Origin of the sequence: Arthrobacter sp., from assembly GCF_030540645.1 — a bacterium.
Taxonomy (GTDB): Bacteria; Actinomycetota; Actinomycetes; order Actinomycetales; family Micrococcaceae; genus Specibacter.
In genome coordinates, this window is the sequence record NZ_JAUNVV010000009.1 from 48,497 (window position 1) to 63,222 (window position 14,726).

Annotated in this window: 13 protein-coding genes; 4 read left to right on the forward strand and 9 right to left on the reverse strand. The window is 60.4% G+C overall.

All coding sequences use genetic code 11. The annotated features are described in order from the left end of the window. Window positions 1–6: 6 nt before the first annotated feature. A complete protein-coding gene (locus Q4P21_RS03265) occupies window positions 7–900 on the reverse strand; it encodes a slipin family protein (protein WP_303387426.1) in 894 nt (297 codons plus the stop codon). A gap of 351 nt (window positions 901–1,251) precedes the next feature. Here Q4P21_RS03265 and Q4P21_RS03270 point away from each other — a divergent pair, with 351 nt between their 5' ends. Then, a complete protein-coding gene (locus tag Q4P21_RS03270) occupies window positions 1,252–2,898 on the forward strand; it encodes an AarF/ABC1/UbiB kinase family protein (RefSeq protein WP_303387427.1) in 1,647 nt (548 codons plus the stop codon). Between the two features lie 139 nt (window positions 2,899–3,037). Next, the gene (locus Q4P21_RS03275; RefSeq protein ID WP_303387428.1) at window positions 3,038–4,009 is read left to right on the forward strand and encodes a YbhN family protein; all 972 of its coding nucleotides are present in this window, start codon (window positions 3,038–3,040) and stop codon (window positions 4,007–4,009) included. A 61-nt stretch (window positions 4,010–4,070) separates the two neighbouring features. On the opposite strand, the gene mgtA is transcribed toward Q4P21_RS03275, so the two are convergent. The 8 genes from mgtA to Q4P21_RS03315 form a co-directional block, all read right to left on the reverse strand. Beyond that, window positions 4,071–6,749, reverse strand: coding sequence for a magnesium-translocating P-type ATPase (gene mgtA, locus Q4P21_RS03280; protein WP_303387429.1), 2,679 nt, complete (start codon window positions 6,747–6,749; stop codon window positions 4,071–4,073). After that, a complete protein-coding gene (locus tag Q4P21_RS03285; protein WP_303387430.1) occupies window positions 6,700–7,209 on the reverse strand; it encodes a universal stress protein in 510 nt (169 codons plus the stop codon). The genes mgtA and Q4P21_RS03285 overlap by 50 nt, the downstream gene beginning before the upstream one ends. Before the next feature lie 81 nt (window positions 7,210–7,290). Then, window positions 7,291–8,235: a diacylglycerol kinase family protein gene (locus tag Q4P21_RS03290; protein ID WP_303387431.1), complete on the reverse strand. Its 945-nt coding sequence runs from the start codon at window positions 8,233–8,235 to the stop codon at window positions 7,291–7,293. A gap of 79 nt (window positions 8,236–8,314) precedes the next feature. Further along, window positions 8,315–9,037: an FAD-dependent oxidoreductase gene (locus tag Q4P21_RS03295; RefSeq protein ID WP_303387432.1), complete on the reverse strand. Its 723-nt coding sequence runs from the start codon at window positions 9,035–9,037 to the stop codon at window positions 8,315–8,317. A gap of 11 nt (window positions 9,038–9,048) precedes the next feature. Next, on the reverse strand, window positions 9,049–9,543 hold the full coding sequence (locus tag Q4P21_RS03300; RefSeq protein WP_303387433.1) for a PRC-barrel domain-containing protein: 495 nt from the start codon (window positions 9,541–9,543) through the stop codon (window positions 9,049–9,051). Window positions 9,544–9,582: 39 nt separating this feature from the next. Further along, entirely contained in the window at window positions 9,583–10,647 is a 1,065-nt protein-coding gene (tal, locus tag Q4P21_RS03305; protein WP_303387434.1) for a transaldolase, read from the reverse strand. Between the two features lie 41 nt (window positions 10,648–10,688). Further along, window positions 10,689–12,551, reverse strand: coding sequence for a transketolase (locus Q4P21_RS03310; protein WP_303387435.1), 1,863 nt, complete (start codon window positions 12,549–12,551; stop codon window positions 10,689–10,691). A 108-nt stretch (window positions 12,552–12,659) separates the two neighbouring features. Continuing rightward, the gene (locus Q4P21_RS03315; RefSeq protein WP_303387436.1) at window positions 12,660–13,013 is read right to left on the reverse strand and encodes a DUF3040 domain-containing protein; all 354 of its coding nucleotides are present in this window, start codon (window positions 13,011–13,013) and stop codon (window positions 12,660–12,662) included. A 265-nt stretch (window positions 13,014–13,278) separates the two neighbouring features. Between Q4P21_RS03315 and Q4P21_RS03320 the strand changes: the two genes are divergently transcribed. After that, complete coding sequence (locus tag Q4P21_RS03320; protein WP_303387437.1) at window positions 13,279–14,004, forward strand: GAF and ANTAR domain-containing protein; 726 nt, start codon at window positions 13,279–13,281, stop codon at window positions 14,002–14,004. Window positions 14,005–14,064: 60 nt separating this feature from the next. Then, a partial coding sequence (locus tag Q4P21_RS03325) for a GAF and ANTAR domain-containing protein (RefSeq protein ID WP_303387438.1) occupies window positions 14,065–14,726 on the forward strand: 662 nt, incomplete at its 3' end.

A 14,726-nucleotide genomic window follows, 5' to 3' on the forward strand; every position in this document is an offset into this window, starting at 1 on the left:
CCCTTGTCATTTTTGGGTATGTACGGCCGGGCTGCCAGATGGCCGCCCGGAACCGTTCGAAACGCTCGAGAGGAGGTCGGCAACGGGTAGTGCCGCCGGTGGCGGGTTCTGTGGGGCCATCCGGGCGGCGGACGCCGTCTCACGGGCCAGGAAGGCTCCGAGCTCACCGATCGTGCTCATCAGCGGTGCCGGGAAGACAACTGTCGTGTTCTTGTCGACTCCGATTTCGATCAGGGACTGCAGGTTCCGCAACTGTAACGCAAGCGGGTGGGCCATCATGGTGTCGGAAGCGTCACCCAGCGCGGCTGCGGCCAGCGACTCACCCTCGGCGTTGATGATCTTGGCTCGCTTCTCACGCTCGGCCTCGGCTTGGCGTGCCATTGCGCGCTTCATGCTGTCCGGCAGCTGGATGTCCTTGAGTTCCACCAAGGTGACCTCCACGCCCCAGTCCACTGTGCTGACGTCAAGGATCTCTCGAATGTCTAGGTTGATCCTGTCCGTCTCCGAGAGTGCCTCATCCAGGGTGTGCTGGCCGACGACCTTGCGCAGCGTGGTTTGGGCGATCTGGTCAATGGCCGAGTAGACGTTCTCAATCGCAACAACGGATTTGACGGCGTCCACAATGTGGAAGTAGGCCACAGCAGAGATGTCCACGCTGACGTTGTCACGGGTGATGATGCCCTGCGACTGGATCGGCATGGTGATGATCCGCAAGCTGACCTTGGGCATCCGGTCGACGATCGGGACGATCCAGGTCAACCCCGGGGAACGGGTGCCAGTCACCCTGCCGAGACGGAACAACACCCCCATCTCGTACTGGGTGACGACACGGATCGATAGTTTGAGCGCAATCAGCGCCAGAATCACGACCACCACAATGATGGCCACAATGACAGTCATGGCAAGTCCTTGGGAATTGGGCTCAATTCCGCAGGGACGAAGCCGCAAAGTGTTAAGTTTGCTGGCGGGTCCAGGTCAGCTGGGGGCCGGCTGCGTCCGGCTGTCGATGGTTGAAGAGGCCGGAAACCGGCCACTTCATCTGAATCGTCGGGGTCGCGATCATGACTGTTCGCGTACAAAATACCGTCGATACGGTTCATTCTACGCCCGTGTGACGCACCTGCGACAAGATTGTTTTACCGTGTGGCGCCATTGGCAACTTCCCGCCCCACTGCCCATACTGAGGGGTATGAGCAGACCTGCAGACAACACGAATTGCCACGGTGGCGCCGACGATGCGGAGCCACGGGCATGAACACCCACCTTGAGCGATTGGCCCAGGTCGCAGAGATTTTGGGCCGCCACGGACTCGGATCCCTCGTGGCAGCGACCGGAGTGGACCGTTGGCGGGTGGCGCAGGCCGTGGGCTCAAAACCCCAAATCACCAACCCCCACCGCATCAGGCTTGCGTTGGAAGAGCTCGGTCCCGTGTTCATCAAGCTCGGTCAGATGCTCTCCACCCGCCCGGACCTGCTTCCACCGGGCTACCTCACTGAGCTCTCCAAACTTCAAGATGGCGCACCACCTGTGTCAGCGGACGCTGTCCGCGCAGTCATCTTGCAGGAGTTGGGTGCGGCGCCGGAACAACTGTTCGCCACGTTCGACGACGCACCCTTGGCCAGCGCATCGATCGGCCAGGCCCATACGGCGACACTCTTCGACGGCACTGAAGTCGTTGTCAAGGTTCGCCGTCCCGGTGTTGTCGCAAGGATCAACGAGGATCTGGAGATTTTACAGAACCTTGCCACCTACGCGAACCGCACGTGGCCGGTAGCTGCGGACTTCAATTTCAGCGGAATTGCCACCGATTTCGCGGCCACCCTGCGCGCTGAACTTGACTACTTGCAGGAGGGCCGCAACGCTGAGCGTTTCGAGGAGAATTTCGCTGCCGACCCGGGCATCCACATTCCCAGGATCTTCTGGGAGACGACAAGCTCCCGAGTGCTCACCATCGAGAGGATCCGTGGCATCAAGGTCGACGACGTCGAAGCGCTGGTTGAGGCGGGGATTGACACGCTTGAGCTTGCCGATCGTGCTGCCCGGGCGGCTGCCAAAATGATCTTTGAAGACGGCTTCTTTCACGCGGACCCGCACCCCGGCAACTTGTTTGTCGAAGCGTCCGGCACCATCGGCCTGATTGATTTTGGCATGGTCGGGGAAGTGCGTGCGCCACTGCGTGAACAGTTGGCAAAATTGCTTCAGGCGCTCACTTCAAACAACCCGGATCGGATCAGCAGTGCGCTGCTGCATCTTTCCACGGCTCCACCGACTGCAGACCGCGCCGCGCTGCGCCACGACGCAGCAGTGTTTATCCAGATGTATCAGGACAAAAAACTGGGTGAGCTGGAGATCGGTCCTTTGGTTGTACAACTTCTGGCGATATTGCGTGATCACCGTCTTCAACTGCCACGTGAGCTGGCCTTGCTCGCCAAGATGCTGCTCATGACCGAGGGAATGGGTGCCCGGCTGAATCCGGAGTTCAGCCTCGGCAACGTCTTGAAACCGTATGCCCGGCGTCTGGCACTGGAACGTTTTGAACCCCGTAACCTGGCACAGTCGTTCTCACGGTTGGGATTGACTGTGGCCGAGATTGGCCTGGATCTGCCAGAAAAATTGGAGCGGTTGGCTGCGCGCATGGATGACGGAGTAGAAGTTCGCCTGCGTACCGCCGAATTGGAACCGCTCGTGGCCCGCGCTGAACAGATCGGCAACCGACTGGTTGCGGGCATGGTTGCCGCCGCTTTCATCCGCGGCATCGGAGACGTGGCAACGGCGGACAGTGAAGGGCTGACCAAGTGGGGGAAGCCACTCCTTGCCGGTGCCGTTGGTGCAGTGGGGGCGCTGAGCACCTATTTGGCGTGGACGGGGCGGCACCGACGGGGCACTGGGCGAAGGTGAAGATTCTCGATTTCCCTACCTTGACACCAGCTTGAGTCCCTCCGACAGGCGGCCTGAACCGGTTGCAGGGGGTTCAGACGAACCTAGACTTCCCACACGCCCGGCGGTGGTTCACCGACGCATTCCGCGATGGCTTTTGGTGGCTGCCGCCGTCGTCATTCTTGCCGCTTCCGTGTGGTGGATCATCCTGCCGCAGTACTCCAGCGCCCTGCAGACACTGGGTTCCCTTGAACAGCTATCCGTGTATCTGCTAGTACTGGCCGTCAGCCTTGAGCTTGCCTCCTTTGTTGCCTATTCCGCACTCACCGCCTCCGTCCTGGGCACCGGACGCCCGAGCTACTTAACACTTCTTCGCATTGATTCATCCGACGTTGCGGTCAGTCATGTGGTGCCCGGGGGCGGGGCGACGGCCTCGGCAGTCCGGTACCGCTTGTTGCAACGCGCAGGAGTCCCCCCGGAAAAGGCACTGAGCGCTGCAGCCATCCAAATTTCCGGTTCCAACCTGGTGCTGGCCACACTCTTTGCTGCGGGCCTGCTGCTGTCCCTCACCACCATTTCAGCCAATGTGTACTACCGAACTGCCTCCATCGTCGCACTTGTTGCCCTCGTTGCCACGGGTGTCGGAATCTGGTTCCTGACCCGCCACACAACGCGGACAATCCAAGGGGCACGGGTCATCGCGCGGCGGATCCCGCTCGTGGCTGAGGACTGGATAGAGACCTTCCTTGGGACGATGGCCGAACAAATTCTCCAACTCGTCAAGCGCCCCCGCAGGATTGGCCTGGATTTCATACTCGCAGCAGCAAATTGGCTTCTTGATGCAGCGGCACTGTGGGTGCTGCTGGCGGCCTTTGGACATTTTCTTGGCATAGGGCCACTCCTCACCGTCTATGGAGTGGCATGCATCCTGGCCATGCTGCCATTGACGCCGGGCGGGTTGGGCATCGTCGAAGGGGTCATGGTTCCTGCACTGATCGGCTTCGGCACACCGGCAGGAGTAGCACTTTTGGGAGTGATCGGCTGGCGGCTGGTCCAGTTTTGGATGCCTATCCCCCTCGGCGCCGCAGCCTACACGTCCCTGCGACTGGGCCTGTTCCGAAAGAAGCCCTAACTGGCCGCTGATTTCCGGCAGCACGGCTTCACAGATTCACTGCTTGAACTGTTTCGAGGCTTCACGGCGAGTTGAGCGGGGCGGCCACACTAAATCTTGCCGAACGACGATGAATGTGGTGCGCTCGTCCGCGGCCGTGCGCCACCGGTTGTCCTTGGGCTGGGCGTGAAAAGAACCAGCTCTTGGCAAATTCCACCAGCACCAAATACACCGCCGTCATCGCCAACAAGGCCAAGAAGAAAGGCAGCGGCAGCGGATCAAAGCCCAAGATTGCGCCCACGGGTGACAGCGGCAAATAGATGCCCACGACCACAACACCCAGGGAAGCCCAGAGCAGCCCGGCGGAGGGGCGGCTGCGCAGAAACGGTACGCGCCGGGTCCTAATGGCAAAGATGATCAGGGTTTGGGTGGCGATGGACTCGATGAACCAGCCGGCCCGGAACTCCCCCGGTGCCGCCGTAAAGACGAACAGCATGAGGCCGAACGTGGCAAAGTCAAAAAGTGAACTGATCGGGCCGAATAAGAGCATGAACCGGCGGATGAACGCTATGTCCCAATGAGATGGGGCCAGCAACTGCTCCTCATCCACCTTGTCCCCGGGAATAGCAAGTTGGCCGGTGTCGTAGAGGAGGTTGTTCAGCAGAATCTGGCCAGGAAGCATGGGCAAGAAGCTCAGCACAACGGAGGCGGTTGCAGCGCTGAACATGTTTCCGAAGTTGCTCGAAGTTCCCATCAGGACATATTTGATGGTGTTGGCGAAGATTCGGCGTCCTTCTCGCACCCCTTCGGCCAGGACACCAAGGTCCTTGTCCATCAACACAATGTCAGCCGCATCCTTGGCCACGTCGGTGGCACTGTCCACGGAAATGCCAACGTCCGCGTGGTGCAGCGCCAGGGCGTCGTTGACGCCGTCACCTAGAAAGGCGACGGCACGGCCCTCAAGGCGCAACATGCGGATGATCCGCGCCTTCTGTTCGGGCGAGACCCGGGCGAAAATGGTTGTGTCCCGGACGGCCGTGGCCAGTTCCGGATCCGTCAACGCCTGAACTTGCACGCCCGTCAGCGTCCCGCCGGACACCAGACCCAGGTCCCTGCACACTTTTTCTGCAACCCTGGCATTGTCGCCTGTGGCAATTTTGACGGCGATGCCCAGGGAAGCCAGGTCCACCAGAGAGTCCTTGGCGTTGGCCTTGGGTTTGTCCAGGAAGATGAGGAAGCCAGCCAAGTTCAGGCCGTTCTCATCAGCTGGCTTGATCGCGGACATGCCCACGACGGTGCGGGTGGCGACGGCGATGACCCGTGCTCCGGCGTCGTACTGTTCATCCAACTGTGCCTGCGCCTGCGCCGGGATATGGGTGCACAGCTCCATGACATCCTCGGGCGAGCCCTTGGTGACAATCCGTTGGGCTCCGGCTGCATCCACCACCAGAACGCTTGTCATCCGGCGCTTGTGGTCGAAGGGGATGATGCCGATCCGCCTGTGGCTGCCAGCGTCAAAGTCATTGGCCTGCGGGGATTCCCAGAGCGCGGCATCAAGCGGGTTTTGGCCCACAGTGGAGACTGTGCCGTTGGCGTAGTCAGCTTCCGTGGATGCAAGTCCAAGGGTGAAAAGCGCCGCCTCGGAAACGTCGGGCAGGACAGGCAGGGCTGTTGTGAAGCTGATGCGCCCTTCTGTCAAGGTGCCGGTTTTGTCCGTGACCAGCACATCCATGTCGCCAAGATCCTCGATGCAGACAAGCCTCTTGACCAGCACCTGCCGCTTGGCCAGAGCCCGGGTTCCTGCTGCGAGGCAGGTACTAACGACAGCGGGCAGCAGCTGCGGGGTGATGCCGACGGCGATGGCCAGGGAGAACAGCAAGGACTCCAGCAGCGGGCGGCCCAGCAGCAGGTTTGCAATGAAGATGAGCGTTGTCAGGCCGACGGCCACTTGCAGCAGCAGGAAGGAGAAGCGCTTCAGGCCCAATTGGAATTCGGTTTGCGGCTGGCGCTCCCCCAGACCCAGTGCAATTCTGCCAAACTCGGCCCGGCCGCCGGTGGCGACGACAACTCCGGTGCAGCTTCCGCTCTGGACCACTGTTCCCATGAACAGGCAGCAGGCAAGGTCCGCCAGTGCCGCATCCCCGACGATGGACGCGGTGGTTTTGTCCGCAGGCAGCGATTCTCCCGTGAGAATACTTTCATCACACAACATCTCCTCACTGGTGAGCAGCCGGATGTCCGCCGGGATGATGGCGCCCAAAGCCAGCCGCACCACGTCGCCGGGAACCAAACCCACGACGTCGATTTGGCATGCAGCCCCGTCCCGGAGGGCAACAACCGTGTGCGTGACGCGTGAGTGAAGCGCCTCGGCTGCGCGTTCGGCGCGGAATTCGTTGCTGAATCCCAAGCCGACGCTGACTAGGAGGATGACGCCAATCACAATCGAGTTCGTCGCATCCCCGAGGAACAGGGACAGGCCGGCAGTGACAATCAAAAGGATCAGAATGGGACTGCCCAGCTGGCGGCCCAACACCAACCACGGGCTGGCCTTGTGGGTTCGCAGCGCGTTGGGCCCCACGGCCGCCAGGCGCTCTTGGGCGTCACTGCTGGACAGACACAGGGCACTCGACCCAAGTTCATCCAGCACCTGGTCCGGGGTTTGCCGGGCTGCATCTGCGATGGACAGCGGCTGCACCGGCAGGCCGCCGGCTTCAGACTTGGCCAGCAGGCTCATCGGGACCGTCAGCCAGAACCGCGCCAAGGTCGTTATCGGAATCAGTGCGCTCGTCTGCATGGAGGACAAGGACCGGACAGGTGGCATGCGCGGCGCAGGCGGAGCTCACAGATCCCATCAGCAGACCTGTGAATCCGCCGCGGCCCCGTGAGCCCACCACCAGCAGCTTCGCCGACAGGGACAGTTCGATCAGCACTTTTGCAGGTTGACCGCGGACGATCAAGGCCGTGAGATCTGCGGGAGGATTCTCGCCGAATGCTGTCACCAGCGCCTCGGCGGAAATGGAGCGGGCGGTGTCTGCGGGGTCCTGATCGAAAACGGCATAGGTGCTGTACATCGGGTCAATCTGCCACGTGGTAACCGCAACTATGCTCGCGCCGAGGGTTGGTGCCAACGTTTTGGCCCATTTCAAGGCAAGAATTGATTGTGGGGAACCGTCGACTCCCACTACAACTGTCGAGCCTTGAGCTCGTGTTGATTCCTTCATGGCATGAACCTTCCTTTTTTGAGTATAAATACGTCTTCCGGCTCGTCCTGCCGGTCTGTTGAGCTTCTACATGGCGGGCTCCTATCCGAGCGTTCGGATTGCACGGTGGGCGCTTTCCACCACGACGCACGCGCCGGAAGGGACGTCGAAAATCTCACCATCGAATTGACCAGGCAACGGCACCTCAGTGCTGAATTCGTAGCGGGAAACGCTCTTCTGGTGACCGAGCCCCACGGTTACCGCCCGAAGGGTCATTATCGCCAGTGCCCAACGCGTTGTGTGGGGCAGGAAGATGACTTCGAACCTTCCATCCGAGGGAATCGTTGAGTCGCTCACAGTCCCGTACTTTGCCATTCGGTTGACGTTGGCAAGAACCAGGCTGTCGAATCGGGCTCGGGCTCCGTCTGGCCGCACTATCTCGAAGGACCGCAACCCGGGAAGCGTTATTGCCACGCCAAACAGTTCACGCACCCGTCCCTTGCCGGAGTTTTCAATCCCGCGGGCCATGTCCGCCGTAAGTCCGAAGCCAACATAGGAATGCACAAACCGCTCCATAGGCGGGCAAGAGCCTTCACGGACAGTCAAATTCAACAGGTCCATGTGTCGGATGGACCCGGTGACGATCGCGTCCACGACGGACATGGAGGCAACGCTGCGGCGATGGTCATTGGCATTGCCGGCTGCCAGCACGGTGCAGATCGCGGTGCTGTTGGGAACGTCCATGACACCGTTGACCACGTCGTTGAAACCACCGTCTCCGCTGACGGATACGATCAGTAGCGGCAACCCGCTCGTGCCCTCTCCGCCGGGCTGGGACGCTAAGGACTGCTGTGCCGCGACCCTTGCCAACTCCCGCCCGTGTCCGGCATGGCTGGTTGGCAGTTGATCGACCGGGATCCCCGGCATGCGTACGGCCAACTCCGCGCACAGCTGACGGCTCAGATAGAGCGCGACCTTCTCCGGGTTCGGTTCGAAAACCACCACGATCCTTGAGAATCGTGGTGGTTCGACGATCTGCGCCATCATGTTTCGCTCCTAAAATAGATGCACTCCGCTCTGTCGCCACGGACCTCCAGCTGACGCGCCACCGTCGGGCAGTCTGCTTTTAGTAGCCGGTGAATTCCTCAGTGCGGATGTCGTCGTCATCCACCCCCGCACCGTTGAGGAGGCTGCGCATGGCGGTGACCATCCCGGCGGGACCGCAAAGATAGTAGATGGGCGCACTTAAATCCTCGACGTGCCTGGCGATCATTTCTTTGTCGACGTACCCGGTTTCCCCTGTCCAGCCATGCCGAGATTTTTCGGGCTCCGTCATGGTGGCCACGACGGTGACGTTGGCTTCCACATCCGCCACATGGTTCAACTCCTCCAGGAAGGCTGCATCCTCTGGACGCTTGTTGGAGTAGAACACCATAATCGTGTGCCCGGTCTTGTCATGGACCGATTGCAGGATGATGCTGCGCACTGGAGTGATTCCGATTCCGCCGGTCAGAAAAACCGCGGGTCTGGCCACCTTGTTGTGCAGCGTAAAGGAACCGTATGGGGCATCCAGCTCCACCTCGGTGCCCAGCGGCATATCCTTGAGCACGCGCTTGAATGCGGTGTCACGCATGCGGGTGGTGCACATGAGGTTCGGTTCATAAGGTGCGCTGGCGAGCGTGAATCCTCGGGTGTTGCCCTCCGCATCGGTCTGGGAAGGGTCAATCAGGGTGTAGTCCGCGAACTGGCCGGCCTTGTACGTGAACCCTTCGGGCTTTTCAAACTGGAACAGCATGGTCCCTTCGGCTGCTTTTTCCTTCTTCACGAGTTTCGTTCTTGGCAGTGACATGGCGTAGTTCCCTAGGGTGAGGAGGTGGAATCGGAGGGTGGTTCTGGCTCCTTGTCAGGCCCCAGAAAATGGAAGGGGAAGACTGGGTAGGAATAGCCGCCCATCCAATACGGCGAAAATCCGTAGTAGCCGTACGAGTTTTGGTGGTAGTCCCGGGTGGTGACCAGCTCGGGGTCGTACGGGGGTGCTCCTGCAACCCGCTCACGGGTTTGGTCGATGTGGACCTCGCCCGTGGTGATGCGCGTGATGGCATCAACGGGAATGAAGGATTTGGTCTCTCCCATCCCTAAGAACCCGCCAGATTCCACCACCAGAAAGCGGACCGTGTTCCCACGTGGATCGACAAGCAGGTCATGAACCTTCCCGATGTCGTGACCGTCCTTGTCTTTCACGCAGTACCTGCGGACGTCCTCATCACCGAGCTTGATAGTGGCACCCATGTCACTAAGTTTCATGAGCGTGTCGCTGCTGTTGTTGTTCTCGTTTGTTGCGTCGTTCGTTGCCACGGCTCATCCTTTCGCTAGTGGTGTGCCTGCTGCCACTATTTAGCCCTTGTCGCGGATGCTTGCCAGCAGGTTCTTCCATGAGGCGTCGAACGATTCCGTCCCTTCGTGTTGGAGTTGTCCGGCCAGTTCCTCGTGGTCGATGCCGACCTCAGCGAAGGATGACAGGGTCTGCTTCGCGGCTCGGGCTTTGGACGCTGCCAAGTCCCCCATTTCTCCGTGGTCGCTGAAAGCTGCAAGCGTCGCTTCGGGCATGGTGTTGATGGTGAAGGGTGCGGCCAGCGCCTGGACGTATAAAATATCCGGCGCGGCCGGGTTCTTTGTGGAGGTGCTGGCCCACAGCAGGCGCTGTGCCCGGGCTCCCTCGTTGGCCAGCCTGCCCCACCTCGCGGACTCCAGCAGCGTCCGGTATGCCTTGTACGCAAGCCTAGACACTGCGATGCCCAGCCGGTCCTCAAGGTGGCCCGGGACCCGTCCCGAGACAGCCTTGTCCCACCGGCTGACGAACAGCGAAGCAACCGAAGGTACAACGGGGTTCAACCCGGCGGCCACGCGCCGTTCAATGCCGCGAAGGTACGCCTCTGCGGCATCTTGGTATTGTCTGGCCGAGAAGAGCAGTGTCACATTGATGGGCACGCCTGCGAAGATGCACTCCTCGATGGCCGGCAGGCCTTCGGGCGTTCCAGGGATTTTGATGAAAATGTTGGGACGCCCCGACTTGGCATGCAGGGCCTTGGCCTGTTCGACGGTGGCCTTCGTGTCCCGGGCCAGCAGTGGGGAGACTTCCAGGGAGACCCAGCCATCGACCCCGTCAGTGCGTGCGTGGACCGGACTGAATAAGTCCGCAGCGCGCCGCAGGTCAGCCAGTGCCAGATCGAAGAAGACTTCCTCCTCGGAACCCCCGGCACCCTTGCCCGCGGCAATGTCCTGGTCATAGTCCGTTCCTGCTGCGATGGCCTTGTCAAAAATGGTCGGATTGGACGTCAGCCCGGTGATGGATTCCTCGGAAATGTAACGCTCGAGCGTGCCGGAGTCGAGCAGGTCTCGGGTGATGTTGTCCAACCAAAGGCTTTGGCCAAACTCGTGAAGTTGCCGTGTGGGTTTCATCGTATTTCCTTCTTCGTCAGTCTGTGTCATTGCCGGCTGTGTCATTGCCCGGCCAGTTCGCGTGCGGCCGCCACAATATGCCGGCAGGATATTCCTGCGGCGTCCAGGAGCTCGGCAGGCTTGCCCGAGGTGGGCAGCCCCTGCACGGCCAAGTGCACAATTCTCAGTGCTGGCACGGAGGCATTAGCCAACGCTTCCAGCACCGCACTGCCCAGTCCCCCTTCGGGATAGTGGTCCTCCACCACGACCAAGCGGCTGCCGGTGACGTTGCAGGCCTCGACCAGGGCTGCCCTGTCGATGGGTTTGACCGAGTAGGCGTCAATGACCCGGGCCTTGACACCCAACTTCGCGAGTTCCTCAGCTGCTGCCAGGCACTCATGGAGCGTCACTCCGGCCCCGATCAGAGCCACCTGGTCATCGGGGCTGGCGTGGTGGAGCTTCGAACCACCGATCGGGAATGATTCCTGCGCAGGGTAGATCACCGGGTAGGCGCCCCTTGTGGTGCGCAGGTAAACAATGCCTTCGGTGTCGGCCATCGTCAGGGTGAGCTTGGCAGCGCAGGCGGCATCAGCAGGGTACAAAATAACCGAACCGTACACAGCGCGCAGGGCGGCAATATCTTCCAACGCCATCTGGGAGGGTCCATCCTCCCCGATCTCAACTCCGGCGTGGGAGCCTACCAATCGGATGTTGACCTGTGAGATCCCGGCCATGCGGATGAAGTCAAAGGCACGCGAGAAGAATACTGCGAAGGTGGAGGCAAAGGGGACGTACCCGCGCACTGCGAAGCCCACCGCCGATGCGACAAGCTGCTGCTCTGCGATGAACATTTCAAAGTACCGTTCCGGGCACACTTTCTGGAACTCTTCGGCGTGCGTTGAGTTCCCGACCTCCCCGTCAAGGACGACGACCTCAGGACGGTCCGCCAGCGCGGCGATGGCAGCTCCAAAGGCCACCCTGGTGGCCACCTTCTCGCCCAGCTCATAGGTTGGAAGTACGACGACGGCACCAGGGTTGGCCTTGGCGGCCGGGACTGCGTGGCCCTGGGCGGGTGAAAGTGTTTTGATCTGCAGATTCGTGGGCCCGCCCAGTGCCGTGATGGCCCGTTCCGCCATGTCCGGCGGGAGTGCCTTACCGTGCCAGCCGTTCTTGTCCTCCAATTCCGGTACACCCTTGGCCTTGATGGTCCTGGCCAGGATCACTGTGGGCGTATCTGTCTCCTCTCGAGCTTGGCCAAGTGCCGCATCTATGGCGATTAGATCGTGACCGTCGATCACGATGGCACGCGCGCCAAAAGCCTCCACGCGGGCCGCATACCGCTGAACTTCCCACTGGAGTTCGGTGGGCCCGCGCTGGCCCAGCCTGTTGATGTCCACGATCGCGGTCAGATTTCCCAACTTGTAATAGCTGGCCTTGTCCAGTGCTTCCCAAATGGAACCTTCGGCCGTCTCGCTGTCCCCGCACAAAACCCATACATGGAAGGGCACCTTGTCCAGATACTTCCCCGCCAACGCGACCCCAACGGCGTCGGGCAGACCCTGACCCAGCGAACCTGTGGCTACATCAACCCACGGAATTGCCGGTGTGGGGTGCCCGGCCAGACGTGCACCCAACTGTCGATAAGTGTTGATGAGTTCCTTCTCATCCACCACCCCAACGGCTCGGAACATGGAATACAACAGTGGGGATGCATGCCCCTTGGAGAAGATCAGATGGTCATTCGCCGGGAAATCGGGCTTATTCCAGTCGTAGTGCAAATGCGCCGTCAGCAGGACGGCCATCAGGTCCGCGGCCGACAAGGACGAGGTGGGATGCCCGGAGCCGGCGCTCGTGCTGCAACGGATGGAATCCACCCGCAACTGCCTGGCCAGCCTCCGGCTAAGCTCGAGCTGATCTTCGTTCATGGTGCACTCCTTTGGTGGCCGCGAGGTTCCTAGTGGCGGCCCTCATGGTGGCCTTCATATCGGCGGCAAGGCCCGGGCAGCATCCTCAACCCAGTCAACGTCCGCGGCTTATGCGCTGTGATGCCGCTCGCCCCAGTGGTTCTTGAAGCCGTTGATGAAAGTGGCGACTTCGCTGCCTGGTGCCGGGGCCCTGCTTGCTGGCTCTTTTGAATCCCAGGCGTAGGACCCTCCACTGACCATGATGAGGAACCCTGCTACGCCCAAAATAGTGGCCTGCACGGCGATACTGAGCAAGAGCAGGCCAAGACCTGCCAGAACAATCAGTACCCCCAGAACCGTGCGCCGGGACGGCCATCGGTGGGTGGAACCTGACACCAGCAATCGCGCGAATCTAGGATCCTCTGCGCTGAGTTCCATGCCGAGCTCAGCCAAAATCTTCTTCTCATGCTCAGACAATGCCATGATGTTCACCTTCAGAGCGGAACAACGTAAAACAGGGTCACTCGGGAGTGCCCTGCCTCTCGTGTGCAAGTAGAAACCGCCGGGTCCGGGGCAGAGGTGCTGGGGAGAGCGCCTATATCTTCACTGTAGACGCGTCCACGATCCAGGTAAATATGTTCTGAACTCTGCGTCCGCATGATGCATGTTCCTCGACGTTGACGCTAGGCTCGTGAGGGTAGCTGAATTTCACTCAATCGGTAGAGAATGACCAGCAGAAAGGTTTGAAATGTCGGCAGGACGGGCAAATCAGATTCTGGTCGGGTTATTCACACCGGGTGCCGCTAATGGTCTGGATAGCGAACTTCCCGGCTTGTTGGTGCGCGCTTGTGCCGGAACATTGTCCATTACTGGAGCGGGCCTGATCTCGATGACCAGCAAAGGGCCCTTGGGGATCCTTGCCGCCACTGACGGTCCTGCAGGGATCCTTGAGGAGTTGCAGTTCACGCTTGGGGAGGGACCGTGCATCGATGCTTCAGTGTCCCGACGCCCAGTTCTGCAACCCGAGTTGGGGCGCACTGGATACTCGAGGTGGCCAGGCTTCACGGCAGGAGCATTGGAAGCTGGTGTCAAGGCCGTATTCGCTTTTCCCCTGCAAGTCGGTGGGATACGGATTGGTGTGCTAGATCTATACCGCGATGCGGAGGGAGATCTCGGGAACGGCGAACTGGTGGAGGCTCTCGCATTCGCCGATGCAGCTGTGTCCGTTCTACTCCACCTGCAAGCCGAGGCTGGTCCGGACAACATTCATCCCGCGTTGCTCAGTGGAGTGATGAGCAGAAGTGAAGTGCATCAGGCTACAGGCATGCTCTCGGCTCAGCACGGTGTCAGCCTCGCGCAGGCTCTGTTAATGCTGCAGGGGCGGGCGTACTCTTCGGATCGGCCGATCCTAGACATCGCACGCGACGTCCTGGCTCGACGGCTCAAGCTTGGCAATGAAGTGGCCGGTGATTGACGGTGTCTGAACACACATCCATGATTGTAGTTAGAGATGGTCGCTGGAAAGGAAAGTGCCATGGCACAGGTTGAACATTTGGGTGAAGTATTCGTCGAGTTGGCGGACACGCTCGTCAAGGACTTTGACGTTGTCGACTTTCTTCACAATGTCACGGTACGAAGCGTGGAGTTGTTGGAAGTCGACGCTGCCGGGTTGATGCTCGCCGATCAGCGTGGTTCCCTGACGATCATGGCCACCTCGGATGACCGAGCTGAGACTCTTGAACTCTTTGAACTACAGCATGATCAAGGTCCGTGTCTGGACAGTTTCAAGACCGGAGAAGCGATCGTGAATATCGATCTTAGGTCCAGCCTGGTCGCGTGGCCAAAATTCGCACAAGCTGCGTGCGATGCTGGCTTCAACTACTCGCATGCCGTTCCGCTGAGGTTGCGAGAAGAGATCATTGGCGCCCTGAACCTCTTCTGTGCAACCGCTGTTCCACTATCACCGGAAGATATAGCGTTGGCGCAGGCCCTGGCAGACGTGGCCACCATCGGCTTGTTGCAGGAACGCTCCGTGCGTGAGCAGTCGGTTCTGGCTGAACAACTCCAAAGCGCACTCAACAGCAGGGTCCTGATTGAACAGGCCAAGGGGGTGCTGGCAGGAAGAACCGGCATGGAAGTGTCGGAGGCGTTCAAACTGATGCGTTCGTTTGCCCGTACCAACGGTCTTGGCCTCAG

Excerpts from the sequence above, each read along its gene's own strand:
- Q4P21_RS03265 (WP_303387426.1), bottom strand. The coding sequence starts at position 900 with ATGACTGTCATTGTGGCCATCATTGTGGTGGTCGTGATTCTGGCGCTG.
- Q4P21_RS03270 (WP_303387427.1), top strand. The coding sequence starts at position 1,252 with ATGAACACCCACCTTGAGCGATTGGCCCAGGTCGCAGAGATTTTGGGC.
- Q4P21_RS03285 (WP_303387430.1), bottom strand. The coding sequence starts at position 7,209 with ATGAAGGAATCAACACGAGCTCAAGGCTCGACAGTTGTAGTGGGAGTC.
- Q4P21_RS03290 (WP_303387431.1), bottom strand. The coding sequence starts at position 8,235 with ATGATGGCGCAGATCGTCGAACCACCACGATTCTCAAGGATCGTGGTG.
- Q4P21_RS03295 (WP_303387432.1), bottom strand. The coding sequence starts at position 9,037 with ATGTCACTGCCAAGAACGAAACTCGTGAAGAAGGAAAAAGCAGCCGAA.
- tal (WP_303387434.1), bottom strand. The coding sequence starts at position 10,647 with ATGAAACCCACACGGCAACTTCACGAGTTTGGCCAAAGCCTTTGGTTG.
- Q4P21_RS03310 (WP_303387435.1), bottom strand. The coding sequence starts at position 12,551 with ATGAACGAAGATCAGCTCGAGCTTAGCCGGAGGCTGGCCAGGCAGTTG.
- Q4P21_RS03315 (WP_303387436.1), bottom strand. The coding sequence starts at position 13,013 with ATGGCATTGTCTGAGCATGAGAAGAAGATTTTGGCTGAGCTCGGCATG.
- Q4P21_RS03320 (WP_303387437.1), top strand. The coding sequence starts at position 13,279 with ATGTCGGCAGGACGGGCAAATCAGATTCTGGTCGGGTTATTCACACCG.